This is a genomic window from Plantactinospora siamensis (assembly GCF_042434095.1).
Classification (GTDB): Bacteria; Actinomycetota; Actinomycetes; order Mycobacteriales; family Micromonosporaceae; genus KBS50.
Genome location: NZ_JBHLUE010000017.1, coordinates 100,813 through 125,965 on the forward strand (window position 1 = coordinate 100,813; position 25,153 = coordinate 125,965).

Consider the following 25,153-nt stretch of genomic DNA (forward strand, 5'->3'; position numbering starts at 1 on the left):
TTGACCTTGACCTTGATGAGGCCGCCGGAGTCGGTCCGGCAACCGGTGCGGGCCGCCAAGCCGACACCCGCGCTGCTCTCCCTCCCCCCCGACGCGGCCCCGCCCGCCCGCGACTTCGCCCGGCTGGCCGGCCTGGTGCCGCTGCTCGGCGCCGCGGCCATGATGCCCTGGCTGATGATCGGCCTCCTGCACCCCCCGTTCGCCATTCAGCTCGTGCTCGGCGTCGTCTCGGTGCTGCTGGTCCTGACGGCCGCCATGCTGGTGGTGGCCGGCGTGGCGAGGTCCGATCTCGGGATCGCGCGATGGCGCATCGGTTCCTGGCACCTGCTGTGGTCCTCGCTGGTCCTCGGCGTGCTGTCCCTGCAGTGGCTGGAGAACGATCCCAGCGCCGGCTTCAACTGGGTCTCCCTGATCGACCGGTCGAGTGTCATCGGGGCGCTGGCCATGGTGGCCGTCGCCTATGGCGCCTGGGCGGTGGGATATCGACTGGGTCCTCCCCGGCTCATCGTCGGGTTGGCCACCACGGCGCTGTCCACGGTGTTGGGTGGTTCGCGGTCCGTGCTCCGCGGGCCGGCGATGCCGTGGCTGGTCTACGGCCTGGGCACCGCGGGCTACCTGGTGAACTTCGCCCTCACCGGCCGGTACGGATACGTCGGCGATCCGACGGTGTCGCTGTCCAATCCGATGGCCACCACCCAACCCGTGTACTTCGTCTCCCAGATGACCCTGGTCGGCGTCGGTGGCGCGGCGTTCCGCGCCTTCGACCCGATGATCCGGGGCGGTCGCGCGACCCTCTGGACGCTCTTCGCCATCGAACTTCTCACCGGGATGCTGCGGGGTTCCAAGGAGGCGTTCTTCCTCACGATGCTGGCCGTGCTCATCCCGTACGGCGCGGTGCGCCGCCGGCTGCCATGGCATCTGCTGGCCGCCTCCGTGGTCCTGCTGTTGGCGGTGGCCGTGCCGTTCAACGCGGCCTACCGGGAGATCGTGCGGCAGAACAATCCGACCGGGGGGGTGGACTCCGCCTCCCTGTCGTCCGCCCTCAGCTCCGCCCCGAACGTCCTGTCCGACTCGCTGAAGTCCGCGGACGGGAGGCAACGCTCGAACGACGTCTTCCTGTTCCGGATACGCATGATCGACAGCGTGGCCATCGTCTGGCAACGGACCCCGACGCAGATTCCCTACCTGGATCCGGTGCGGTTCCTGCGTGCTCCGTTCATCGGTATGGTTCCCCGGGCGATCTGGCCGGACAAACCCGTTGAAAATCCGGGGTGGATGTTCGGCCAGGTGTATTTCGACCAGCCACCCACTATTTTCTCCGCTTCCGCGGTCACGCCCGTCAGTGACCTCTACCGGAGCGGAGGTTGGCCGATCCTGCTTCCCGGAATGCTCATCATGGGCATGGGCTACCGGATGTTCGACGGGCTGTTCCGGCCGGAGGCCGACCCCAGGGCCTTCGCCTTCATCATCGCCGTCTTCCCATCCGCCGTCAAAGCGGAATCGGATTACTACACGATGCTGACCTCCCTGCCGGCCCATCTGGTCATCGGAATCCTCGGCGCCTGGCTGATGTGTCGGTCGAGCAAGCGGTTGCCTCTCCCCGGCGGCTGAGGGCGCCCGGGCACTCCTCCCGCCGCGGCGCGACCTCGCCCGGGCCGGGTCGTTGTGCACGTGGGCGGCCGTTTGCCCAGCGTAAGGCCCATCGGTAGCACGTTCGTTTCTCGTGAAATGGAAGCGCGGAGGAGCAATATGACACTCGCCTCTGTGGGTCGCCGGGTGCTCGTCACCGGCGGCACCGGTTCGTTCGGCCAGGCGATGATCCGCCGCCTGCTCGACGCGGAGGTGGATGAGATCCGCGTTTTCAGCCGGGACGAGGCCAAACAGGACGCCATGCGGCGTCAGCTGGGCTCGGACCGGGTGCGCTATTACGTGGGTGACGTACGGGACTTCGACAGCCTCGTGACGGCCACCCGGGGGGTCGACCACATCTTCCACGCCGCCGCCCTCAAACAGGTGCCGTCGTGCGAGTTCTTTCCGCTGGAGGCGGTCCGCACCAACGTGCTGGGCAGCGCCAACGTGATCGAGGCGGCCGAGCGCAACGGCGTGCGGTCCGTGGTCGTTCTCAGCACCGACAAGGCGGTCCATCCGATCAACGCCATGGGCATGAGCAAGGCCATGATGGAAAAGGTGGCCCAGGCGCACGCCCGCAACAGCGCGGGCAGCGAGACGACCGTCTGCTGCGTCCGGTACGGCAACGTCATGTACTCCCGCGGCTCGGTGATCCCGCTCTTCGTCGAGCAGCTCAAGACCGGCCGGCCGCTGACCGTGACGGACCCCGGGATGACCCGCTTCCTGATGTCGCTCTCCGAGGCGGTCGACCTGGTGGAGCACGCCTTCACCCACGCCCGCCCCGGTGACGTGTTCATCCGCCGGGCCCCGGCCTGCACCATGGGGGACCTCGCGGAGGCCGTCTGCCAGCTCTTCGGCGGGCCGTCGAAGATCGATGTGATCGGCGTACGGCACGGGGAGAAGCGCCACGAAACGCTGGCCAGCCGCGAGGAGTTGTCGCAGGCGGACGACTTCGGGGACTTTTTCCGGGTGCCGGTGGACGCCCGCGATCTCAACTACGCGCTGTACGTGAGCGAGGGTGATCGAGAGGTCATCGCCCACCAGGACTTCACCTCGGCCAACGCGCGCCGGCTCGCCGTACCGGAAGTCGTGCGGCTGCTGGCGGGCCTGCCGGAGATCCGGGCGGAGCTGGCGCTGCGGGACGTGGTGCCGGCGTGACGCGGCTCGCCCTCACCGGGGCCGGCGGGTTCCTCGGCTGGCACGTCCGGGTCCTGGCCCGGGCGCTCGGCTGGCCCGAACCGGCCGTCGTGGGCCGGGCCGACCTCGACGATCCCGTCCGGTTCGCCGCGCTGGTCGACAACGCCGACCTGCTGCTGCACCTGGCCGGGGTCAACCGCGGCGCACCGGCCGACGTCGCGGCCGGCAACGTCCAGCTCGCGGCCGCGGTGGTCCGGGGGATGGCCCGCTGCGCGCGGCCACCCCGGATCGTGTTCGCCAACTCGGTGCAGGTCGGCAACGGCACCCCGTACGGCGACTCCAAGGCCGCCGCGGCGGCCACCCTGGCCGGCGCGGGGGAACTGGACGACGTCCGGCTGCCGAATCTGTACGGCGAGCACGGCCGGCCGCACTACAACTCGGTGGTGGCGACCTTCTGCCGGGTGCTCGCCGACGGCGGCCGCCCCGAGGTGCTCGCGGACCGCCAGCTGGAGCTGGTGCACGTGACGGACGCCGCGGCCCGGCTGATCGGCGCGCCGGCCGGCGGTTCCTGGGACGCGGCCATGCCGGCGTTGCGGATCGGGGTGCGGGACCTGGCCGACCGGTTGACGATGGTGGCCGCCGGATACCGGGCCGGTGAGCTGCCGCCGCTGGCCGACCGTCATTCGGTACGGCTGTTCAACGCCTACCGCTCGCACTGCTTCCCCGCGCACTACCCGTTGCCGCTGGTCCGCCGCAGCGACGCCCGGGGCGACCTGGTGGAGGCCGTAAGGGCCGACGGCGGGCCGGGGCAGGCGTTCTGCTCCACCACCCGGCCGGGCGCGGTCCGGGGTGAGCACTTCCACCTGGCCAAGGTGGAACGCTTCGTGGTGCTGCGCGGTACGGCGGAGATCGCCCTGCGCCGGGTCTGCCACGGTCCGCGGCTCGTGCGGTTCGCGGTGCGCGGGGACGATCCCGTCGTCGTGGACATGCCGGCGATGTGGGCCCACCGGCTGGTCAACACGGGCTCCACCGACCTGCTCACGCTGTTCTGGACGAACGAGCTGTTCGATCCGGACCGGCCGGACACCTACCCCGAACGGGTCGAGGCGGTCCTGCCGGACCCGGTGGTGGTGCCCGCGTGACCAGGGTGATGACGGTCGTCGGAACGCGGCCGGAGATCATCCGGCTGTCCCGGGTGCTGGCGCGGCTGGATGAGACCGTCGACCACACGCTCCTGCACACGGGCCAGAACTACGACCCCACGCTGTCGGACGTGTTCTTCACCGAGCTGCGGCTGCGGCCGCCGGACCGGTATCTGCGGGTGGACACCGGCTCGTTGGGCCGGATGCTCGGCGGCGTGCTGATCGCCGTGGAACAGGCGATCACCGAGCTGCGCCCGGACGCCCTGCTGGTGCTGGGCGACACGAACAGCTGCATCGCCGCGCTGATCGCCCGGCGGATGCGGATCCCGGTCTATCACATGGAGGCCGGCAACCGGTGCTTCGACCTCAACGTGCCGGAGGAGACGAACCGCCGGCTCGTGGACCACGTGGCCGACTTCAACCTCGTCTACACCGAGCACGCCCGGCGGAACCTGCTGGCCGAGGGGCTGCATCCGCGCCGGATCCTGCATACCGGCTCGCCGATGCGCGAGGTCCTGGAGCACTATCGGCCGGCCATCGACCGGTCCCGGATCCTCGACCAGCTCGAGTTGGCGCCGGGCGGCTACCTCCTGGTCAGCGCGCATCGGGAGGAGAACGTCGACGACCCGGCGCGGCTGGTCCGGCTGCTCGACTGCCTGCGCGCGGTCCGGCGCGCCGCCGAACTGCCGGTGCTGGTCTCCACGCATCCCCGGACGCGCAAGCGGCTGGAGGCGCTCGCGCCCGAGCCGACGAGCCTGGAGGGCATCTCCTTCCACGAGCCGTTCGGCCTCCTCGACTACGTACGGCTGCAGTCGCAGGCCCGCTGCACGCTGTCGGACAGCGGCACGATCAGCGAGGAGGCGGCGATCCTCGGCTTTCCGGCGGTGACCCTGCGGGACTCGATCGAGCGGCCGGAGGCCCTGGACGCCGGGACCATCATCATGACCGGCCTGGACCCCGCGGGGGTGGTGGAGGCCGTGGCGGTGGCGGTCCGGCAGGCCCGGGTCGAGGGGGTGCCCTGTCCGGCCGACTACCTCGTGCCGGACACCTCCCGGCGGGTCGTCGACTTCATCCTGTCGACCGTCCGCCAGCATCACTCCTGGGCCGGTATCCGCCCGCGGTGAGCGCCTCCGGACAGGGCGCGGCCGGCCTCACCGGCGGTCGAGGACCGACCGCCGGTAGCGGTTCATCCGCCGTCCCTCCGGGGTGGTGTACGCGTCGACCAGTGTCCAGCCGGCCCGCCGATAGAAGTCGTTGACCCGGTCGTTGCCGGTGGCGTCGGTGACCAGGAAGGCGGACGTGGCGCCGCGCTCCCGGGCCCGGTCCCACCAGGCGGCGATGAGCCGCCGGCCGTGGCCGGCGTGTTCCGCGGTGGGATCGACGCAGATGGAGTTGAGCAGTGCCCCGGACGCGTCGCCGGGCACCTCTCCCCGGTACGCGACGGCGCGCAGCAGCCGGACGGCGGTCCGCGGGCGACGCACGGCGGCCAGCGCGCCCACCGCCGCGAACCGCAGGCCGCGTCGCCGGAGCAGCCGGCCGAAGAACCGGCCGGGGTCCAGCGTGCCGACCACCACCCCGAGCAGGCGGCCGTCGTCGGCCCGGCCGACCACGGTCACCGCGTCGGGGTCATCGACGAACCCGTGGTAGAACTCGCGCAGGAACGGCGCGCCAAGGCTGGCCATGAAGAACGCGGGAAAGGCGCGCAGGTGCAGCGCCGCCGCGGCGGGAACATCCGGGCGCCGCAGGTCGTCCCCGGGCCGGAGCACCGTCTCGCTCATCGCCGCCTCCCGGTGGCGGCGGCGGAGGTCAGCGCCGCCTCGATCCGCCGGACGCCGGCCGCCACCGAGAAGGCGCGTTCGTAGTGGGCGCGGCCGGCCCGGCCGAGGAGTTCGAGCTTCTCCCGGCCCAGTTCGCAGAGTTCCCGGAGGCCGTCGGCGACCGAAGCGGCGTCACCGGGCCGGGCGGTGAGGCCGGCGCCGCTTTCCCGGGCCACCGCGGCCACGTCACCGTCCGCGGCCGCCAGCATGGCCCGGCCGGCGGCCAGGGTGGCCTGCACCTTGCTCGGCATCGTGTACGCGGCCATGACGCTGCGCCGCAGGCTGACGAAGCAGGCGTCGGCGGCGGCCATCAGGGCCGGCATCCGCTCCCTCGGCAGGCGGCCGAGGAACCGGACATTCGTCAGGCCCGCGGTCGCGGCCTGAGCCCGCAGCCGGTCCTCCGCCACGCCCGAGCCGGCGATCAGCACCGTCAGCCGGGGATCGGCCAGCCGGGCGCAGGCGTCGAGCAGGGTGTCCAGGCCCTGCGCCGCGCCGAGAGTCCCGGCGTACACGAGGACGACCTGGTCGGCCCCGATGCCGAGCTCGACGCGGAGGTCACCGGAGGTCGCCGGCCGGTTCTCGTCGGCCCACATGGGCACGTAGCGCAGCTTCTCCGCCGGCACGCCGCGCCGGATCAACAGGTCGCCGACGCCGGGGGAGATGTGCGCGACCCGGGCCGCCGAGCGGTACATGGCGGAACACCAGGCCGACATGCAGCCCTCGACGATCCGGCGCCCCGGTCCGCCCCAGCCGAAGCCGGTGGCCTCGGCGTGTTCGGGCCACACGTCGAGCACATGAAGCACCAGTGGAATCCGTTGCGCGTACCGGGCGTACCACATCGGCAGCGCCACGGTGATCGGGGAGTTGCTCACCCAGAGCACGTCGAGGCCGCGCAGGGCGTCCATGCCGGAGACCAACGCGGAGCTCGCGAACGACGCGTACGTCAGCAGTCGCCGGGCGGCCGACGCGTCGTGGCTCGGGTAGAGCGCCACCCGACGGACGCGCACCCCGTCGCGGATCTCGTCCATTCGCCGGCTTAACCGGTATCCGGCGGCCAGCCGGCCCGTTGGATAGTTCGGAAAACCGGTCAGCACCCGCACCTCATGACCGCGGTCGGCCAGCCCGCGGGCCAGCACGCCCGGCAGGCTCGCCGGGCCCGGCTCGGGATCGAACCACTGGGTGAGCAGGCCTATCCGCACGGATCACCTCACGAGGCTAATTCGCAAATCACCTATCACGGGTTATTGCCGTCAATACCGGAGAAAGAAGCATATCCTCACGAGTGCCGGAACCGGCGCGAAACCCCGAGCAGGAGGAACGGAATGCCCGACGGTTGGCTGCCATTCGCATTACCCGACGTGAATGACGAAGAAGTTTCGGCGGTCGTGGACGCGCTCCGTTCCGGTTGGTTGACCACCGGTCCGCGCGTCCGCGAATTCGAGACGCGTTTCGCGGAAAGCTGCGGCGGCGGCGTCACGGCGGTGGCCGTCAACTCCGCCACGGCGGGGCTGCACCTGGCGCTGGAGGCGCTCGGCATCGGTCCCGGGATGGAGGTCCTGGTCCCTACCTGGACCTTCACCGCGACCGCGGAGGTGGTCGTGCACGCGGGCGCCGACCCGGTCTTCGTCGATGTCGATCCGGTGACCCTCCAGATCGACCTGGCCGACGCGGCGGCAAAGGTGACCGGGCGTACCGCTGCGGTGCTGCCGGTGCACTTCGCCGGGCAGCTGGTCGAGGACTCGGCACTGACCGCGTTCGCCCGCCGGCACGGGCTGGCGGTGGTGGAGGACGCCGCCCACTCCTTCCCGGCGAGTCGGGCCGGCGTAGCGGTGGGAACCGGCGGCAGCGCCGCAACGGTGTTCAGCTTCTATGCCACCAAGACCATCACCACCGGTGAGGGCGGCATGGTGGTGACCCGGGACGCGGCGCTGGCCACCCGGATCCGGACCATGCGGCTGCACGGCTTCGACCGGGACGTCTTCGCCCGGTACCGCAGCGATCGGCCGGCCTGGCAGTACGACATCGTGGCGCCGGGTCACAAGTACAACCTCACCGACCCGGCCGCCGCGCTCGGGCTCGTCCAGCTGGGCCGGGCGGCGGCGATGCGACGCCGACGCGAGGACATCGCCGACCGCTACCGGGAGGCCTTCGCCGACCTGCCCCTGGAGCTGCCCCGCCGGGCCGACGAGGGCGACGTCCACTCCTGGCATCTCTTCGTGGCCCGGCTCCGGCCCGACGCGCGGCTCGGCCGGGACGACTTCGTGGCCGAACTGTCCCGGTTGGGCGTCGGCACGGGCGTGCATTTCATGCCGCTGCACATGTTCACCTACTGGCGCGAGCGGTACCGCCTCAGCAACGAGATGTTCCCGGTGGCCAGCCGCGAGTTCCCCCGGGTGGTCAGCCTGCCGATCTTCTCCGCCATGGACGACGGTCAGGTCGACCAGGTCATCCAGGCCGTAGCCAAGGTGTTGCAGTGATCAAGAGACTCTTCGACGTGGTCGTCTCCGCGGCGGCCCTCCTGCTGTTGCTGCCGGTCCTGCTCGTGCTCGCCGCCGCGGTGAAGCTCGACGACGGCGGTCCGGTCATCTTCCGGCAGGAGCGGGCGGGCCGACACGGCCGGACCTTCCGGATGCACAAGCTGCGGACCATGCGGTCGGGACCGGGCCCGCAGGTGACCGCCGATTCGGACGACCGGATCACCCGGGTCGGCCGCTTTCTACGGGCCACCAAGCTGGACGAGCTGCCCCAGTTCTACGACGTGCTGGTCGGGCACATGAGCCTGGTCGGACCGCGACCGGAGGTCTGGCGGTACGTGATGCACTGGCCCGCGGCCGCCCGGCACCGGATCCTGTCGGTCCGGCCGGGGATCACCGATCCGACCCAGATCGCCTTCCGGCATGAATCGGCCGAACTCGCCGCGGTGGAGCGCCCGGAGGAGTACTACCTCTCGGTGGTGCTGCCCCGCCGGGTCGAGATGTGCCTGCGGTACGTCGAGAACCGGAGCTTCCTCGGCGACATCGTCATCCTGCTGCGCACGGCGCAGGCACTGGTCCGCCCGCGGCCGCCGGTTGACCGGGGCCAGGTTGCCCCGGCCACCGCCGGGGCCGGCGGGTCCGCCGCATAGGGTTGCCCCCGACCGCGCCGCCCGGCGCGGGGAATGGGGGTACGCGGCGGTGCTGCACCTGCGGATCATCGTGCCGCGGTCGCGGACCGACGATGTCGTCGAGCTGCTGACCGGGGACGAGGCCGTGGCGCACCTGGCGGTGCTGCCGGGGGCGGCCCGGCGGCCGGAGGGCGACCTCGTGCTCTGCGACGTCGCCCGGGAGGGCGCCGACGAGGTGCTCGGTGGCCTGCAGCGGCTGGGCATCGACTCCACCGGCGCCATCAGCGTCGAGGAGGTGGACATCTGCCTGTCCAGCTCCGCCGAACGGGCCGCCCGGGCGGCGCCGGGGCTCGGCACCGACGCCGTGGTGTGGGACGAGATCGCGCACAAGACCGGCGAGCAGACTCGGCTGTCCGCCACGTACCTGGCGCTGTTCACCGTGGCCACGATCATCGCGGGCATCGGGGTGCTGCTCGACCAGCCGATCCTGATCGTCGGCGCCATGGTGGTCGGACCCGACTTCGGCCCCCTGGCGGCGCTGTCCGTGGCGCTGGTCCGGCGCAGCCGCGCGGTGATCGGGCGCTCGCTGACCGCCCTGATCGTCGGATTCCTGGTCGCGATCGCGGTCACCGTGCTGGCCACCTGGCTGCTCACCGCGCTCGGCCTGATCGACCGCTCGATGCTGTCCGACGATCGCCCGCTGACCAGCTTCATCTGGCGGCCCGACGCGCTGTCCTGGGTGGTCGGTCTGCTCGCCGGGGTGGCCGGGATGCTGTCGCTGACCTCGAACAACGCCGGGCCGCTGGTCGGGGTGCTGATCTCCGTGACAACGGTCCCGGCCGCCGCGAACGTCGCGGTGGCCACCGCGTACGGCGTCACCCACGAGGCGGTCGGCTCGGCCCTGCAGCTGCTGATCAACGTCTCGGCGATCGTGCTGGCCGGCGTGCTGACCCTGCTGATCCAGCGGGCCTGGTGGTCCCGGATCAGGTCGCGCCACCCCGATGTCGCCCGGCCCCGCCCGGACGCGGTCCGGCCCCGCCGCCCGCGACCGGCCCGGCCGCGCGCCCCGCGGGGCTGACCCGGACCACCGTATGCACGCCGACCGGGCGGTGTTCCGGCCGCCTCGCCTGTTCCCGCCGGTCGCGCCGAAGCCCAGCGGTTAAGACGGGCCCCTTCCTATACCGAAAGCGATAAGGAGGGGCCCTTCCTTCCGGCTGCTCAGCGGAGGCCCTTGTCCAGGCCGGCCCGGCGGAGCGCGTCGGCCATGGCGCCGCCGCCGGCGAAGCCCCCCGAGCCGCTCCCGCCCGAGCCGCTGCCGCCGGAGCCGCCGCGGCGGTCCGAGTCGCGCCGATCCGCGCCGCCGCTACCCGCCCCGCCGCGGCCCGCGCCGGCCCGATCGCCGCCCCGCCCGTCGCGGTCCGCGCGCCGGCCCCGCTCCGCGCCGGCGTCGTCGCCGCGCGGCCGGCCGGTCCCGGCGTCGCCGCCACGCTGGCCGCCGGTCCGGTCACCGCGCTGCCCGGTGGCGGGCCGGTCGCCGCGCTGCCCGCCACTGGTCCGCTCGCCGCGCTGCCCGCCGCCGGCGCCGGGCTCGTCCTCGAGGCGCAGGGTCAGCGAGATCCGCTTGCGCGGTACGTCGACGTCCAGCACCTTCACCCGGACCACGTCGCCGGACTTGACCACGTCCCGAGGATCCTTGACGAAGGTCTTGGACATGGCCGACACGTGCACCAGTCCGTCCTGGTGCACGCCCACGTCCACGAACGCGCCGAAGGCGGCCACGTTGGTGACCACGCCCTCCAGCAGCATCCCGGGGGAGAGGTCACCGATCTTCTCCACGCCGTCGGCGAAGGCGGCCGTCCGGAACGCCGGCCGCGGATCCCGGCCCGGCTTCTCCAGCTCGGCCAGGATGTCGGTGACCGTGGGCAACCCGAAGGTGTCGTCGACGAAGTCGGTGGCCCGCAGCCCGCGCAGGATCGCGCTCCTGCCGATCAGCGACCGCAGGTCGCCGCCCGTCGTGCCGAGGATCCGGCGCACCACCGGGTACGACTCGGGGTGCACGCCGGAGGCGTCCAGCGGGTCGTCGCCGTTGGCGATGCGCAGGAAGCCGGCGCACTGCTCGAACGCCTTCGGTCCCAACCGGGGAACCTGCTTGAGCGCCGTACGGGTCCGGAACGGGCCGTTGGCGTCCCGGTGCAGCACGATGTTCTCGGCCAGCCCCGCCCCGATCCCGGACACCCGGGCCAGCAGCGGCGCGGACGCCGTGTTCACGTCCACCCCCACCGCGTTGACGCAGTCCTCCACGACCGCCTCGAGCGACCGGGAGAGCTTGGTCTCGGACAGGTCGTGCTGGTACTGGCCCACCCCGATGGACCGCGGGTCGATCTTGACCAGCTCCGCGAGCGGGTCCTGCAGCCGGCGGGCGATCGAGACCGCGCCGCGCAGCGAGACGTCCAGGCCGGGCAGCTCCTGTGACGCGTACGCCGAGGCCGAGTAGACCGAGGCGCCGGCCTCGGAGACCATCACCTTGGTGAGGCCCAGCTCGGGGTGCCGCTTGATCAGGTCGCCGGCCAGCCGGTCGGTCTCCCGCGATGCGGTGCCGTTGCCGATGGCCACCAGGTCCACCCGGTGCGCCGCGGCCAGCCTCGCGAGCGTGTCGAGCGAGGCGTCCCACTGCCGGCGCGGCTCGTGCGGGTAGATGGTGTCGGTGGCCACCACCTTTCCGGTCGGGTCGACCACGGCCACCTTCACCCCGGTGCGCAGGCCCGGGTCCAGGCCCATGGTGGCCCGCGTGCCGGCCGGCGCGGCCAGCAGCAGGTCGCGCAGGTTGGTCGCGAAGACCCGCACCGCCTCCTCCTCGGCCGCCTGCCACAGCCGCATCCGCAGGTCGGCAGCGAGGTGGATGAGGATCCGGGTACGCCAGGCCCAGCGGACCGTGTCGGCCAGCCACCGGTCGGCCGGTCGACCCCGGTCCGCCACGCCGAACCGGGCCGCGATCTCGGCCTCGTACCCGCTCGGTCCGGTCGCCGGATCGGCCTCGTCGGCGGCCTCGGGCTGCATGGTCAGCTCGAGCACGCCCTCCTTCTCGCCGCGCAGGACCGCGAGCACCCGGTGCGAGGGCAACCGGGTGTATGGCTCGTCGAAGGCGAAGTAGTCGGCGAACTTCGCGCCCGCCTCGGCCTGTCCCTCGCGTACCCGGGAGGAGAGCCGGCCCCGCGACCACATCCGCTCGCGCAGCGATCCGATCAGGTCGGCGTCCTCGGCGAAGCGTTCGATGAGGATGGCGCGGGCGCCGTCGAGGGCCGCGGTCGGGTCCGCGACGCCGCGCTCCGGATCGACGAACGCCGCGGCCGCGGCCCGCGGGTCCTGCGACGGGTCGGTGAGCAGGCCGTCGGCCAGCGGCTCCAGGCCCGCCTCCCGGGCGATCTGCGCGCGGGTCCGGCGCTTCGGCTTGTACGGCAGGTAGATGTCCTCGAGCCGGGCCTTGGAGTCGGCCGCCATGATCTGCGCGGCGAGCGCCTCGTCGAGCTTGCCCTGGGCGCGGATCGACTCCAGCACCGCGCTCCGGCGTTCCTCCAGCTCGCGCAGGTAGCGCAGCCGCTCCTCGAGGGTGCGCAGCTGGGCGTCGTCCAGGGCGCCGGTGGCCTCCTTGCGGTACCGGGCGATGAACGGCACGGTGGCGCCGCCGTCGAGCAGGTCCACGGCGGCCCGCACCTGTCGCTGCTGTACCCCGAGTTCCTCGGCGATCCGCTGGTGCACTGCGTCGGTCACGTTTCTCCTCCACCCCGGTGTTCCGGTTGCATTGTGCCGGCATCCGGCCGCGGCCGACCCGTCGCCCCACCGGCCACGGGCCGCCCGGCTGCTGACCGTCCGCAGCCGGACGAACGCGAGACCGACTCTGGACACGTTCCAAACTTTCCGGTTAGGTCGGAGGGGCGTCGATCTCTAGCGGAGGTGCAGCGATGACGAGCCTTGCCGCCGACCAGCCGGCCGGGGCCGCGCCGGAGGGGGCCGCGACCCACCCGCTGAGCCGGCTGACCGCCGCCGAGATCGACGCCGCGCGCGACCTGTTCGACGCGCACGGGCTGCTCGGCCCGACCGTGCGCTTCGCGCTGCTGGCCCTGGAGGAACCGGCCAAGGACGAGGTGCTGGCCCACCGGCCGGGCGCCGAGCTGGACCGGCGGGTCCGCGCGGTGCTGCTGGACGTGACGACCGGGGCCTGCCGCAGCGCGGTGGCTTCGCTGGGGCGCAAGGCGCTGGACGAGGTGGTGGAGATCGATCCGGCGGTCGACGGCCAGCCGCCGATCCTGCTGGAGGAGTTCATCGCGGTCGACGAGATCGTCAAGGCCGACCCGGCCTGGCGGGCGGCGCTGGCCCGGCGCGGCATCACCGACTTCGACCTGGTCCGGCCGTGCCCGTTGTCGGCCGGCAACTTCGACTTTCCCGGGGAGCGCGGCCGGCGGATGCTGCGGGTGCTGTCCTTCGTGGCGCACCGGCCCGAGGACCACTGCTGGGCGCACCCGATCGACGGCGTGGTGGCCTACGTCGACCTGATCGAGCGTCGCGTGGTCGAGCTGATCGACCACGAGCTGCTGCCGGTGCCGGAGGAGGAGGGCAACTACGACGACCCGGAGTACGTCGGCCCCATCCGGACCAGTCTGAAGCCCATCGAGATCACCCAGCCCGAGGGGGCCAGCTTCACCGTCACCGACGACGTGGTCAGCTGGGAGAACTGGACCTTCCGGGTCGGCTTCGACCCGCGCGAGGGGCTGGTGCTGCACCAGCTGTCGATCCGGGACGGTGACCGGGACCGACCGCTGATCTACCGCGCGTCGGTCGCCGAGATGGTCGTCCCGTATGCCGATCCGTCCCCCGTACGGTTCTGGCAGAACTACTTCGACGCCGGCGAGTACCTGCTTGGCCAGCAGGTCAACTCCCTGGTCCTCGGCTGCGACTGCCTCGGCGAGATCCACTACTTCGACGCCGTGCTGGCCGACGGGGAGGGGCGGCCCCGGGTCGTGCCCAACGCCATCTGCATGCACGAGGAGGACTACGGGGTCCTCTGGAAGCACACCGACCTGTTCACCGAGGCCGCCGAGACCCGCCGGCAGCGCCGGCTGGTCATCTCCTTCTTCGTCACGGTCGGCAACTACGACTACGGCTTCTACTGGTACCTCTACCTCGACGGCACCATCCAGCTGGAGGTCAAGGCCACCGGCGTCGTCTTCACCTCGGCGTACGCGCAGGACAGCGAGTACGCCACCCAGATCGCGCCGGGGCTCGGCGCGCCGTACCACCAGCACCTGTTCAGCGCCCGGTTGGACATGATGCTCGACGGCACCGGCAACGCGGTCGAGGAGCTGGACGTGCGCCGGGTTCCGGTCGGCCCGGACAACCCGTACGGCAACGCGTTCACCCGCAAGGTGACCCGGCTGCGGTCCGAGTCGGAGGGGGCCAGGCTGGCCGACGCGACGGCCGGGCGGGTCTGGCGGATCCTCAACCCGACCAGCACCAACCGGCTGGGCCAGCCGGTCGGCTACCTGCTCCGGCCCGAGAACGCGCCGGCGCTGCTGGCCGACGCCGGGTCGTCCATCGCGCGCCGCGCGGCGTTCGCGACCCGCCACCTCTGGGTCACCCGGTACGACCCGGCCGAGCGCTATCCGGCCGGTGACCAGGTCAACCAGCACCCCGGCGCGGGCGGGCTGCCGGCGTTCGTGGCCAAGGACCGGGCGATCGACGACGCCGACATCGTGCTCTGGCACACGTTCGGCACCACCCACTTCCCGCGGACCGAGGACTGGCCGGTCATGCCGGTGGAGTACTGCGGCTTCACCCTCAAGCCCAGCGGCTTCTTCGACCGCAACCCGACGCTGGACGTACCGGCCAGCACCGGCGGGCACTGCGCGAACGGGTCGGCGGACGGCGACCCGGCATGTCACTGACCACCGAACCGCCGGCGCGGGCCGGCGGTCGGCGGCGTTCGAAGACGGCCGGCGGCCGGCGGTGTTCGACGCCGGCCGGCGGTCAGCGGCGGACGGTGAGCGCCAGCGCGGCGGTCGCCGCCTGCACCCCGGTGACCAGCGCGTGCAGCTCGGCCGGCAGGCTCGCGGTGATCTGCGTGAGCTGCTCCCGGGTCTCCTGCCGGGACATGGTGACCACCAGCAGGTGCTCCAGCCCGAGGGCCAGCAGCAGGGCCGCCAGGGTCGCCATCTGCGGATGGATGACGCCGGGCCGTTCGAGCTGGTAGGCCAGCCGGACCTGCGGCTGGGCGCAGACCATCGGCTCCACGCCGGGGAACCGGACGGCGCCCTTGCGGGAAAGCACGCCACGGCTCTCCTCGCGGCGGACCATGCCGAGGGCGACGAGCCGGCGACCGACGGCCTCCCGAGCGTTGTCGCGGAGGTGTTCGACCCAGGCGCGGACGACGTAGGTGCCCATCCGGCGCTGCAGCTCGCCGAGCGCGGCGTCGCTGACCACCTCGCCCCACGGCCGCTGGTCGATGACGGCCACCTTGCCGCCCGAGCAGCTGATCCGGCGATTGATGAGCAGCTCGCCGAGTACGGCGCCGGCGAGACCGGTGCCCAGGAGCTCGTCGTTGGCCTTCGGCTTACCGGTGTACTCGTCGTGTCCGATAAGGAACAGTTCATCCGCAAGGCGGAGTTCGGTCATGGCCTTCCTCGGGTGGCCGGCGGAGGGGGTGCCGCGCGTGGCCGACGCCGGTCAGAGATCGGCACGGTCCGCGGAGAACCTACGGCATGGCCACCGGCGCTTTCAAGCATCCCCACGCTTCCGTTGTCCGGCTTTTACCAGGACGTCATCCAGCTTCCTAATCCGAACGGACGAAATGTTTGTCCTATGAGCTCACGCCTTGAGACATTACCGACCGTGCCCGTACGATCGGGCGTCGTCATCCAGCGTCTCACCCCCCTCACGTTGTGGAGACCTCCTTGTCCTCCAACCTCCCCACCGCCCACAGTGGGCTGGCCCGCCGCCGCCTCGGCGTGGTCCACCTCGTCTTCTTCACCGTCGCCGCCTCGGCCCCCCTCACCGTTCTTGGCGGCGGTGTCACCACGACCTTCGCGGTGACCGGCAACAAGGGCACGCCGATCTCGTTCATCGTGTTGGCGGCCGTGCTGGCATTCTTCGCCGTCGGCTACGCCGCGATGAGCCGGTACGTCTCCAACGCGGGCGCGTTCTATTCGTACCTGGCAAACGGCCTCGGCCGCGCCGCCGGCGTGTCCGGCTCGTTCATCGCGCTGGTCGCGTACAACACCATCAACTTCGGGCTGTACGGCCTCTTCGGCGCGGTGTTCGGCGACTTCATGAAGTCGAAGTTCAGCGTCGACGCCCCGTGGTGGGTCTGGGGCCTGGCCGCTCTCGTCCTGGTCGGTCTGCTCGGCGTCCTCCGGGTCGACCTGAACGCGAGCGTGCTCGCGGTGCTGCTGATCGCCGAGATCATCGCGGTCTGCATCTTCGACGCGATCTCGTTCGGCCACCCGGCCGGCGGCTCGGTCAGCTTCGCCGGCCTGAGCCTGGGCAACCTGTTCGGCTCCGGGGTGGGCGGCGTGCTGGCGCTCGGCATCGCGGCGTTCGCCGGCTTCGAGTCGGCGGCCATCTACAGCGAGGAGGTCCGCGACCCGCGCCGGACCGTCGCCCGCGCCACCTACATCGCGGTCGCGTTCACCGGCCTGTTCTACGCGTTGTCCGCGTGGGCGCTGTCCGTGCTGTACGGGCCGGACCAGGTCCAGGGCGTGACCGGCGAGCAGGGGCCCGGCGCCATCTTCGGCGCCCTCGCCCAGTACGCCAGCCCCACGCTGGCCGACGTGGCGAACGTGCTGTTCATCACGAGCGTCTTCGCCGCCCTGCTCTCCTTTCACAACGGCGTGGCGCGTTACCTGTTCGCGCTGGGCCGCGAGCGGGTGCTGCCCGAGTTCCTCGGCCGCACCAGCGTCCGCTCGGCCGCGCCCATCGCGGGCTCGCTGACCCAGACGTTCCTGGCCTTCGTCGTGGTCCTGCTGTTCGTGATCACCAACCGCGACCCGGTGGCCGACCTGTTCACCTGGATGAGCGGCACCTCGGCCGTCGGCCTCGTGCTGCTGATGACGCTGACCTCCGCCTCGGTGGTCGGCTTCTTCCGCCGCCGGCCGGCCGAGGAGGGCGCCTGGCAGACGCTCATCGCGCCGACCCTGGCCACCCTGCTGCTCGGCGCCGTGCTGGTCATCCTGATCTGGAACTTCAACGCGCTGCTGGCCCCGACCAACCCCAGCTACCTGCGCTGGCTGCTGCCCGGCATCGTGCTGCTCGGCGCGGTCGTCGGGCTGATCTGGGGCGCGGCCCTGCGCTCGGCCCGCCCGGCGGTGTACGAGGGCATCGGCCGCAGCGCCACCCAGACCAACGTCGACGACCAGGACGAGTACGTCCCGGTCGGCGTCTGACCCGAAGGAAGGGCCCCTTCTTATCGCTTTTTGTATAGGAAGGGGCCCCTCTTAACACCGGCGGTACCCGCGGGGCGGGGCGGTGAGCGATCACCGTCCCGCCCCGTCCCGCTGTCGGCATCCCGGGACGCTGTCGGGCGTTCGGGCCGCCGTCGGGCGTTCGGGCCGCCGTCGGGCGGCCGGGGCGCCGTCGGGCGGCCGGGGCGCCGTCCGCTGCGCTAGCGTGGCGATCATGCAGGGACCTGCGAAGGGACGGGACCGCCGGCTGTTCGGCGGGCGGGCCGGCGCGCTCGGTGACCTGGCCGCCAGCCCGTACCGGGCGGACCGGGACCGGATCGCCAGCTCGCCGTTCTTCGCCCGGCTCGGCGGGGTCACCCAGGTGGTCAGCCCGGGCGGGGCCGGTCTGCTGGTGCACAACCGACTCACCCACAGCATCAAGGTGGCGCAGGTCGGTCGGGCCATCGCCGAGCGGCTGGCGGCCGGCCCGTACGCCGAACTGCTGGACCGGCTCGGCGGGTGCGATCCGGACGTGGTGGAGGCCGCCGCGCTCGCGCACGACCTGGGCCACCCCCCGTTCGGGCACCTCGGCGAGCAGGTCCTCGACCGGTTGGCCCGCCGTCAGCTCGGCCTGCCCGACGGGTTCGAGGGCAACGCCCAGTCGTACCGGATCGTCACCAGCACGGAGATCCGCAAGACCGCGACCATCGGGCTGGATCTCACGGCCGCGGTCCGGGCCGCGATCCTGAAGTATCCGTGGACCCGGCGCGGCCATCCGGAGCCGCACCCCCGGCTGCTCGACCCGGCCCCCCGCGGCGCGGCCGCCCCGCCCGGCGAGCCGGACAGCGGCTCGGCGAAGTTCGGCGCGTACGACACGGAGGCCGCGGACCTGCGGCAGGCGCGGGAGCCGTTCGCCGACCGGATCGCGCCCTGGCAGCAGACCGTGGAAGCGTCGATCATGGACACGGCCGACGACATCGCGTACGCCATCCACGACGTGGAGGACTTCCACCGGGTCGGCGTGCTCCAGCAGGGCGTGGTGGCCGCCGAGCTGACCGGCTGGCAGCGGGACGCCGGCCAGCTGCGGAACCTCTCCGACGGCGCGCTGCCGGGCGCCCGCCGGCGCCCGGGCGCCGCCATCGAGCTGCTGCGCCGGCAGCTGCACCGCAAGGACGCCTGGATCGCCGACGACGACGCGTTCGCGGCGGCCGTCGAGCAGGTCCGGACCGAGCTGGTGGACGGGCTGCTGGCCGCGCCGTTCGATGGATCGATCGAGGCCGAGCAGTACGTGGCCGGCTTCTCCGCCCGGTGGACCCGGCGGTTGGTGGACGCCGTGACCGCGACCGCCGCGCCGGTCAACCGGTCCGGCCACGTGCTGCTGGCCGTTCCGCAGTGGCACGAGGTGCAGGTGCTCAAGCTGGTGCATCACCGGTTCGTGCTGGAGCGGCCGGACCTCGCCCTGCACCAGCGCGGTCAGGCGCGGCTGCTGACCATGCTGGTCGACGCGCTGTACGCCTGGTTGGGCGACCCGGACGAGAGCGACCGGCTGCCGCAGCGGCTGCACGACCTGGTCGAGCTGGCCGAGACCGAGCTGCACCCCCGTACGCCCGAGCGGATCGCCCGGGCCCGGGCCCGGGCCACGATCGACTTCGTGGCGGCCCTCACCGACGGCCAGGCCGGGGCCCTGCTGGACGCGCTCACCGGCCGCTCGGGCGCCCTCTGGACCGACGCCTTCGTGCTCTGACAGAAGCCCGGCGCATCCGCGGTCGATCATCACGCTGACGGGTCCGGCGCCGGCGTGTCGACCCGCCAACTTCATGATCGACGCGAGGGCGGGAGAGGGGCAGGGGAGGGCGGGGTGGTCAGGCGATGGTTTGCCACCAGGCGTCGACCGGGGGTGGGTCGGCCACGTCGACCCGTTCGCCCGGGCGCGGCACGGCGAGCCGCACGCCCCGGGCCTTGGCCTCGCGCCAGATCCGGTTGACCGGCTCGTCCCAGGCGTGCAGGGCGAGGTTGAAGGTGCCCCAGTGCACCGGGATCAGCAGGTTGCCCCGCAGGTCGAGGTGGGCGGCCACGGCCTCCTCGGGGAACATGTGGATGTCCGGCCAGGCCCGGTCGTATGCGCCGATCTGCATGAGCGTGACGTCGAACGGACCGTGTTCGGCGCCGATCTCGGCGTACCCGGGGAAATAGCCGGAGTCGCCGGTGTAGAAGGCCCGGCGCCGCCGCCCGGCGATCACCCACGACGCCCAGAGCGTCCGGTCCCGCCGCAGGCCGCGCCCGGAGAAGTGCCGGGCGGCGGTCGGGGTGAGCTCCAGGCCGGCCACCGGCGCGGTCTCGTCCCAGTCCAGCTCGATGATCCGGTCCTCGGGCACGCCCCACCGCTCCAGGTGCGCGCCCACCCCGAGCGGCACCAGGAAGGGTACGGTCCGGGTCCGGGACAGCTCGCGGATGGTGGCCATGTCCAGGTGGTCGTAGTGGTCGTGCGAGATGAGCACCGCGTCCACGGCCGGCAGCTCGGCCAGCGGGACCGGCACCGGGTGCAGCCGGCGCGGGCCCACGAGCCGGGACGGGGAGCACCGGTCGCTCCACACCGGATCGATCAGCACCCGCCGACCCTCGATCTCGACCAGTGCCGACGCGTGGCCGTACCAGATCACGGCCAGCCCGTCCGCGGCCGGCTGCGCCGACGCCGGCCGCAGCACCGGAACCGGGGCGGCGGGGTGTCGCCGCTGGTCGCCGAAGAGCAGTTCCCGGACCAGGCCGCGGTCGGAGCCCGGGCGGTCGTCCGGGGGCACGATCGTGCGCGTGCCCACGGGGTTGCGGAAGGTGCGGCCGCCGAACTGCGGCGAGCGCGCGACCCGGCCGGCCCGTGCCCCGGCGATCCGCCCGCCGAGGGCCGCCGGCACGTCCCGGACGGCCCAGGCCGCCCCGGCCAGCGCCCCGGCCACGAGCGCCGCGCGGCGCAGACCACGCCCGCGGTTGCTGCCCGGCTTCCCAGTCATCGCTCCCACCCATGCCTCGGCGATCGGTACGTCAGCCCACGCTACGCCGGAGATCGGCCGTTGCCGACCGCCCGACCCGGGCCGGCGCCGCGACCCTGCGGTCGTGGTGGGGACAGATCCGGCCCGAAGCCGCAAAGCCCACCACGAGGCGCACGCCCGCCGAGCAGCCCCGGGATCGGGGCGGGGTCAGGCGCCGGGGGTGTCGCCGTGCTTGACGGCGGCGGTGAGGAAGTCCCGGTTCAGCCGCCCGATGGTGCTCAGCGGGATGCCCTTGGGGCAGACCGCCGTGCATTCGCCGGCGTTGGTGCAGCCGCCGAAGCCGGCCTCGTCGTGCGCGTCGACCATGCCGATGACCCGGGTGTAGCGCTCGGGCTGGCCCTGCGGCAGCAGGCTCAGCTGGGTGACCTTGGCGGCCGTGAACAGCATGCCCGAGCCGTTCGGGCAGGCCGCCACGCAGGCGCCGCAGCCGATGCAGGCGGCCGCCTCGAAGGCGGTGTCCGCGTTGGCCTTGGCCACCGGGGTCGAGTGCGCCTCGGGCGCGCTGCCGGTGGGCGCGGTGATGTACCCGCCGGCCGCGATGATCTTGTCGAACGCGCCGCGGTTGACCACCAGGTCCTTGATGACCGGGAACGCGCGGGCGCGCCACGGCTCGATGTCGATCGTCTCGCCGTCGGAGAAGTGCCGCATGTGCAGCTGGCAGGCGGTCGTGCCGCGCTGCGGACCGTGCGCGTTGCCGTTGATGACCATGCCGCAGGCGCCGCAGATGCCCTCGCGGCAGTCGTGGTCGAAGGCCACCGGCTCCTCGCCGGCGAGGGTGAGCCGCTCGTTGAGCACGTCGAGCATCTCGAGGAACGACATGTCGGGGGAGACGTCCTGGACCTGGTACGTGACCATCCGGCCCTTGTCGTCCGGGCCGGACTGTCGCCAGATCCGCAGGGTGAGGTTCACTTGTAGCTCCGCTGGCTGGGGTGGACGTAGTCGAACGTCAGGTCTTCCTTGTGCAGCACGGGCGGCCGGTCGGCGCCGGTGAACTCCCAGGCCGCCACGTAGCTGAAGTGCTCGTCGTCGCGCTGGGCCTCGCCGTCCGGCGTCTGGCTCTCGGCCCGGAAGTGTCCGCCGCAGGACTCGGTCCGGTGCAGCGCGTCGACGCACATGAGCTCGGCCAGCTCGAAGAAGTCGGCCACCCGGCCGGCCTTCTCCAGGGCCTGGTTGAGCCCCTCGCCGTCGCCGGGCACCTTGACCCGGGACCAGAACTGCTCGCGCAGCGCCCGGATCTCGTCGAGCGCCTTGCGCAGCCCGGCGTCCGTACGCTCCATGCCGCAGTGCTCCCACATGATCTGCCCGAGCTCCCGGTGGAACGAGTCCACCGTGCGGTCGCCGTTCACGGCCAGCAGCCGGGCGAGCCGGTCCTCGACCTCGGCGCGGGCCCGCACCGCGTCCGGGTGGCGCTCGTCGACCGGCTCGAACTGGCCGCCCGCGAGATAGTCGCCGATCGTGCTGGGCAGCACGAAGTACCCGTCGGCGAGGCCCTGCATCAGCGCCGAGGCGCCGAGCCGGTTGGCGCCGTGGTCGGAGAAGTTGGCCTCGCCGATCACGAACAGGCCCGGAATGGTGGACTGGAGGTCGTAGTCGACCCACAGCCCACCCATCGTGTAGTGCACGGCCGGATAGATCCGCATCGGCACCTCGTACGGGTCCTCGCCGGTGATCCGCTCGTACATCTCGAAGAGGTTGCCGTACTTCTCCTCGACGGCCCGCCGGCCGAGCCGGGAGATCGCGTCGGCGAAGTCGAGATACACCCCGAGCCCGGTCGGCCCGACGCCCCGACCCTGGTCGCAGACGCTCTTGGCGGCCCGCGAGGCGATGTCCCGGGGGACCAGGTTGCCGAACGACGGGTAGATCCGCTCGAGGTAGTAGTCGCGCTCGTCCTCGGGGATGTCCTTCGGCGAGCGGGTGTCACCGGCCGTCTTCGGCACCCAGACCCGGCCGTCGTTGCGCAGCGACTCGCTCATCAGGGTGAGCTTGGACTGGTGGTCGCCGGAGACCGGGATGCAGGTCGGGTGGATCTGCGTGTAGCAGGGGTTGGCGAAGTACGCGCCCTTGCGGTGCGCCCGCCAGGTGGCGGTCACGTTGCAGCCCTTGGCGTTCGTGGACAGATAGAACACGTTGCCGTAGCCGCCGGAGGCGAGCACCACGGCGTCGGCGAAGTGGGTCTCGATCTCCCCGGTCACCAGGTCGCGCACCACGACCCCGCGGGCCCGGCCGTCCACCAGGATCAGCTCGAGCATCTCGTGCCGGCTGTGCATGGTGACGTGGCCCAGGCCGATCTGCCGCTCCAGCGCCTGGTACGCGCCGAGCAGCAGTTGCTGGCCCGTCTGCCCCCGGGCGTAGAAGGTGCGCTGCACCTGGGCGCCGCCGAAGGACCGGGTGTCCAGCAGGCCGCCGTACTCGCGGGCGAACGGGACGCCCTGGGCCACGCACTGGTCGATGATCTCCACCGACACCTCGGCGAGCCGGTGCACGTTCGACTCCCGGGACCGGAAGTCGCCGCCCTTGACGGTGTCGTAGAACAGCCGGTGGATCGAGTCGCCGTCGTTGCGGTAGTTCTTGGCGGCGTTGATGCCGCCCTGCGCGGCGATCGAGTGCGCCCGCCGCGGGCTGTCCTGGTAGCAGAACGAGGTGACCTGGTAGCCCATCTCGCCCAGGGTGGCGGCGGCCGAGCCGCCGGCCAGTCCGGTGCCGATCACGATCACGTGCCGCTTGCGCCGGTTGGCCGGGTTGACCAGCTTGGCCTCGAACCGGCGGGTGCTCCACCGTTCCGCGATCGGCCCCTCCGGGGCCTTCGTGTCGGCGATCGGCTCGCCCTCGGTGTAGAGCATCTCAACCCACCAATCCGGTAAGCACGGCGAAGGGGACGACCAGGTACCCGGCGCAGAGGAGCACGGCGAAGACCAGCGCCACCCGCCGCAGCGTCCGCTCGCCCCGCGGCCGCTGCTGGCCGAGGCTGCGCAGCGCGCTGAAGACCCCGTGCCGCAGGTGGAAGCCGAGGGCCACGATGGCGAGGACGTAGAAGAGCGTCACGTACCAGCGGCCGGGCGCGAAGTCGGCCACCACGTTCGCGTACGGATGGGCCGGGTCGGCCACCGGGTTGACCGTGCCGGTCGTGAGGTCGAGCAGGTGGTAGATCACGAACAGCAGGATGATCACGCCACCCCAGCGCATCGTGCGGGCCGCGTAGCTGCCCTGCACCGGCTTGCGGTGGGCGTACCGGACCGGCCGGGCCGCCCTGGCGCGCAGCGCGAGCACGGTGGCCGCCCAGATGTGCGCGAGCACCGCCACGGTGAGCACCGTGCGCTGGATCCACAGGTACCAGGTCCCGGGCAGCACCGGGCTGCCGATCGTCCGCAGCCAGTGCGCGTAGTGGTCGAACGAGCTGGCGCCGGCGAAGATCTTGAGGTTGCCCAGCATGTGCGCGATGAGGAACAGCACCAGGATGATGCCCGAGACCGCCATCACGGCCTTGAGGCCGACGGACGAGCGGACCGGAGAACGGCTCTGAACGGCTACCACTGCTCGAACGCTAGGGCGAGGCCGTTCAGTCGTCCAATGCATCGAGCGCTTGGTTACGATAGCTATAGGCTATAGGTGTGCAGCTACAGCAGTTGAAGTACTTCGTGGCGGTCGCAGAAGTGCGACATTTCACCCATGCCGCCGATCTGGTCGGCATCACCCAGCCGTCGCTGAGTAAGCAGATTCACGCTTTGGAGACCGACCTCGGCACCCCGCTGTTCGAACGGGTAAGGGGCAACATCGCGCTCACGGCCGCCGGCGAGACGCTGCTGCCGGTGGCCAAGCGGATCCTGGCCGACGTGGAGTCGGCGCGCGGTCAGGTGCAGGAGCTGGTCGGCGTGCGGCGCGGCCGGGTCCGGCTGGGCGCCACACCCAGCCTCTGCACCTCGCTGGCGCCCCCGGTGCTGCGCCGGTTCCACGACCGGCACCCCGAGGTGGACCTGGGGATCGAGGAGGGCGGCTCGCAGGACCTGGTCCGCGACCTGCTGCGCGGGGAGCTGGATCTCGCCCTGATCATCGAGCCGGACCGGGGGGTGGACCCGGGCCTGCGAACCGAGCCGTTGCTGCGGGAGAGCCTGGTGGTCGCGTCGCTGGAACCGCTGCTCGGCGGCCCGGCCGGCCCGCCGGGCGCCGCCGGGCTGCCGGCCGGCCGGCCGGGCGCCGCCACCGCGCCGGGCCGCCCGCAGAGCGCCGCCGGGCCGGACCGCCGGCCGGCCCCCGCCGAGGTCGGCCCGGTCGAACCTCGGGTGGAGATCGGCGAGCTGCGGGACCGGCCCATGGTGATGTTCCGGGGCGGCTACGACCTGCGGGACGCCACCCTCGCGGCCTGCCGCCGGGCCGGCTTCGAACCGCGGTTCGCCGTCGAGGGCGGCGAGATGGATGCCGTGCTCAGCCTGGTGGAGGCCGGCCTGGGCATCGCGCTGGTGCCCGGCATCGTGCTGGCCCGGCAGCCCCGGGTGCACGTCACCCAGCTCGCCCCGCCGGGCATCCACCGGACGATCGCGCTGGCCCGGCGGCGCGAGGTGGCGCTCAGTCACGCCGCCCAGGAGTTGCGGCGGATCCTGCTGGAGTTCGTCCGGGAGAACGCCGACGGCGGCAACCTGCCCCGCGGCGTCGAGGCGTACTGAGGGCGGAATGCTCCGGCAAGTGCACCCGGATCGTGCCCGCTTGCAGGTTGGTGGGTGTCATTTTGCCTCGTCGTCACGTTATTACCCTCGTGGGTGGTTCAGTCGCATACCATAAGTCCCCTATGGCAATAAATGAGACCTCTATCCGCATCTGCACTCTGCGGGGCAGTGACCGGGTGTTCGGCGGTGGGAAC

The 25,153-nt window shown here is 72.3% G+C and carries 19 protein-coding genes; 11 read left to right on the top strand and 8 right to left on the bottom strand.

Going from position 1 to position 25,153, the window contains the following annotated elements; all coding sequences use genetic code 11:
- The first annotated feature begins 15 nt into the window (after window positions 1-15).
- The 4 genes from ACFFHU_RS20925 to wecB all read left to right on the top strand — a co-directional run bounded on the left by ACFFHU_RS20925 (window position 16) and on the right by wecB (window position 5,032).
- A complete protein-coding gene (locus tag ACFFHU_RS20925; protein ID WP_512699506.1) occupies window positions 16-1,611 on the top strand; it encodes a DUF8712 domain-containing protein in 1,596 nt (531 codons plus the stop codon).
- 138 nt (window positions 1,612-1,749) lie between these two features.
- Entirely contained in the window at window positions 1,750-2,787 is a 1,038-nt protein-coding gene (locus ACFFHU_RS20930; protein ID WP_377341406.1) for a polysaccharide biosynthesis protein, read from the top strand.
- Window positions 2,784-3,908 (top strand): polysaccharide biosynthesis C-terminal domain-containing protein, encoded by a 1,125-nt coding sequence (locus ACFFHU_RS20935; RefSeq protein WP_377341408.1) that lies wholly within the window; start codon window positions 2,784-2,786, stop codon window positions 3,906-3,908. Before ACFFHU_RS20930 ends, ACFFHU_RS20935 begins: the two co-directional genes overlap by 4 nt.
- On the top strand, window positions 3,905-5,032 hold the full coding sequence (gene wecB, locus ACFFHU_RS20940; protein WP_377341410.1) for a non-hydrolyzing UDP-N-acetylglucosamine 2-epimerase: 1,128 nt from the start codon (window positions 3,905-3,907) through the stop codon (window positions 5,030-5,032). Before ACFFHU_RS20935 ends, wecB begins: the two co-directional genes overlap by 4 nt.
- 27 nt (window positions 5,033-5,059) lie before the next feature.
- On the opposite strand, the gene ACFFHU_RS20945 is transcribed toward wecB, so the two are convergent.
- Together ACFFHU_RS20945 and ACFFHU_RS20950 are read right to left on the bottom strand one after the other, a co-directional pair.
- Entirely contained in the window at window positions 5,060-5,686 is a 627-nt protein-coding gene (locus tag ACFFHU_RS20945; protein ID WP_377341411.1) for a GNAT family N-acetyltransferase, read from the bottom strand.
- Window positions 5,683-6,924 carry a glycosyltransferase family 4 protein gene (locus tag ACFFHU_RS20950; protein ID WP_377341412.1) on the bottom strand — a complete coding sequence of 414 codons (1,242 nt, stop codon included), beginning with the start codon at window positions 6,922-6,924 and terminating at the stop codon, window positions 5,683-5,685. Before ACFFHU_RS20950 ends, ACFFHU_RS20945 begins: the two co-directional genes overlap by 4 nt.
- A gap of 159 nt (window positions 6,925-7,083) precedes the next feature.
- On the opposite strand from ACFFHU_RS20950, the gene ACFFHU_RS20955 reads away from it, so the two are divergent.
- From ACFFHU_RS20955 to ACFFHU_RS20965, 3 genes are read left to right on the top strand one after another with little or no spacing between them, the layout of a single operon-like run.
- The gene (locus ACFFHU_RS20955; protein WP_377341413.1) at window positions 7,084-8,202 is read left to right on the top strand and encodes a DegT/DnrJ/EryC1/StrS family aminotransferase; all 1,119 of its coding nucleotides are present in this window, start codon (window positions 7,084-7,086) and stop codon (window positions 8,200-8,202) included.
- Window positions 8,199-8,849, top strand: coding sequence for a sugar transferase (locus ACFFHU_RS20960; RefSeq protein ID WP_377341414.1), 651 nt, complete (start codon window positions 8,199-8,201; stop codon window positions 8,847-8,849). The genes ACFFHU_RS20955 and ACFFHU_RS20960 overlap by 4 nt, the downstream gene beginning before the upstream one ends.
- Window positions 8,850-8,898: 49 nt before the next feature.
- Window positions 8,899-9,906, top strand: a complete 1,008-nt coding sequence (locus ACFFHU_RS20965) for a DUF389 domain-containing protein (protein WP_377341416.1) — start codon at window positions 8,899-8,901, stop codon at window positions 9,904-9,906.
- Window positions 9,907-10,046: 140 nt separating this feature from the next.
- Here the strand turns inward: ACFFHU_RS20965 and ACFFHU_RS20970 are convergent, their stop codons facing one another.
- Entirely contained in the window at window positions 10,047-12,596 is a 2,550-nt protein-coding gene (locus tag ACFFHU_RS20970; protein WP_377341418.1) for a Tex family protein, read from the bottom strand.
- A 191-nt stretch (window positions 12,597-12,787) separates the two neighbouring features.
- On the opposite strand from ACFFHU_RS20970, the gene ACFFHU_RS20975 reads away from it, so the two are divergent.
- On the top strand, window positions 12,788-14,767 hold the full coding sequence (locus ACFFHU_RS20975; protein WP_377341419.1) for a primary-amine oxidase: 1,980 nt from the start codon (window positions 12,788-12,790) through the stop codon (window positions 14,765-14,767).
- Window positions 14,768-14,849: 82 nt separating this feature from the next.
- Here the strand turns inward: ACFFHU_RS20975 and ACFFHU_RS20980 are convergent, their stop codons facing one another.
- Window positions 14,850-15,494 carry a GOLPH3/VPS74 family protein gene (locus tag ACFFHU_RS20980; RefSeq protein ID WP_377341421.1) on the bottom strand — a complete coding sequence of 215 codons (645 nt, stop codon included), beginning with the start codon at window positions 15,492-15,494 and terminating at the stop codon, window positions 14,850-14,852.
- A 278-nt stretch (window positions 15,495-15,772) separates the two neighbouring features.
- Between ACFFHU_RS20980 and ACFFHU_RS20985 the strand changes: the two genes are divergently transcribed.
- Window positions 15,773-17,260 carry an APC family permease gene (locus tag ACFFHU_RS20985; protein ID WP_377341423.1) on the top strand — a complete coding sequence of 496 codons (1,488 nt, stop codon included), beginning with the start codon at window positions 15,773-15,775 and terminating at the stop codon, window positions 17,258-17,260.
- Between the two features lie 232 nt (window positions 17,261-17,492).
- Window positions 17,493-19,001 carry a deoxyguanosinetriphosphate triphosphohydrolase family protein gene (locus ACFFHU_RS20990; protein ID WP_377341425.1) on the top strand — a complete coding sequence of 503 codons (1,509 nt, stop codon included), beginning with the start codon at window positions 17,493-17,495 and terminating at the stop codon, window positions 18,999-19,001.
- Window positions 19,002-19,119: 118 nt separating this feature from the next.
- Here the strand turns inward: ACFFHU_RS20990 and ACFFHU_RS20995 are convergent, their stop codons facing one another.
- The 4 genes from ACFFHU_RS20995 to ACFFHU_RS21010 all read right to left on the bottom strand — a co-directional run bounded on the left by ACFFHU_RS20995 (window position 19,120) and on the right by ACFFHU_RS21010 (window position 23,832).
- Window positions 19,120-20,262: an MBL fold metallo-hydrolase gene (locus ACFFHU_RS20995; protein WP_377341427.1), complete on the bottom strand. Its 1,143-nt coding sequence runs from the start codon at window positions 20,260-20,262 to the stop codon at window positions 19,120-19,122.
- Window positions 20,263-20,448: 186 nt separating this feature from the next.
- Complete coding sequence (locus ACFFHU_RS21000; RefSeq protein ID WP_377341429.1) at window positions 20,449-21,210, bottom strand: succinate dehydrogenase/fumarate reductase iron-sulfur subunit; 762 nt, start codon at window positions 21,208-21,210, stop codon at window positions 20,449-20,451.
- Window positions 21,207-23,141 carry a fumarate reductase/succinate dehydrogenase flavoprotein subunit gene (locus ACFFHU_RS21005; protein WP_377341431.1) on the bottom strand — a complete coding sequence of 645 codons (1,935 nt, stop codon included), beginning with the start codon at window positions 23,139-23,141 and terminating at the stop codon, window positions 21,207-21,209. The genes ACFFHU_RS21000 and ACFFHU_RS21005 overlap by 4 nt, the downstream gene beginning before the upstream one ends.
- 1 nt (window position 23,142) lies before the next feature.
- Window positions 23,143-23,832: a succinate dehydrogenase cytochrome b subunit gene (locus ACFFHU_RS21010; protein ID WP_377341433.1), complete on the bottom strand. Its 690-nt coding sequence runs from the start codon at window positions 23,830-23,832 to the stop codon at window positions 23,143-23,145.
- 77 nt (window positions 23,833-23,909) lie between these two features.
- Here ACFFHU_RS21010 and ACFFHU_RS21015 point away from each other — a divergent pair, with 77 nt between their 5' ends.
- Window positions 23,910-24,959: a LysR family transcriptional regulator gene (locus ACFFHU_RS21015; protein ID WP_377341435.1), complete on the top strand. Its 1,050-nt coding sequence runs from the start codon at window positions 23,910-23,912 to the stop codon at window positions 24,957-24,959.
- The last annotated feature ends 194 nt before the right edge of the window (window positions 24,960-25,153 follow it).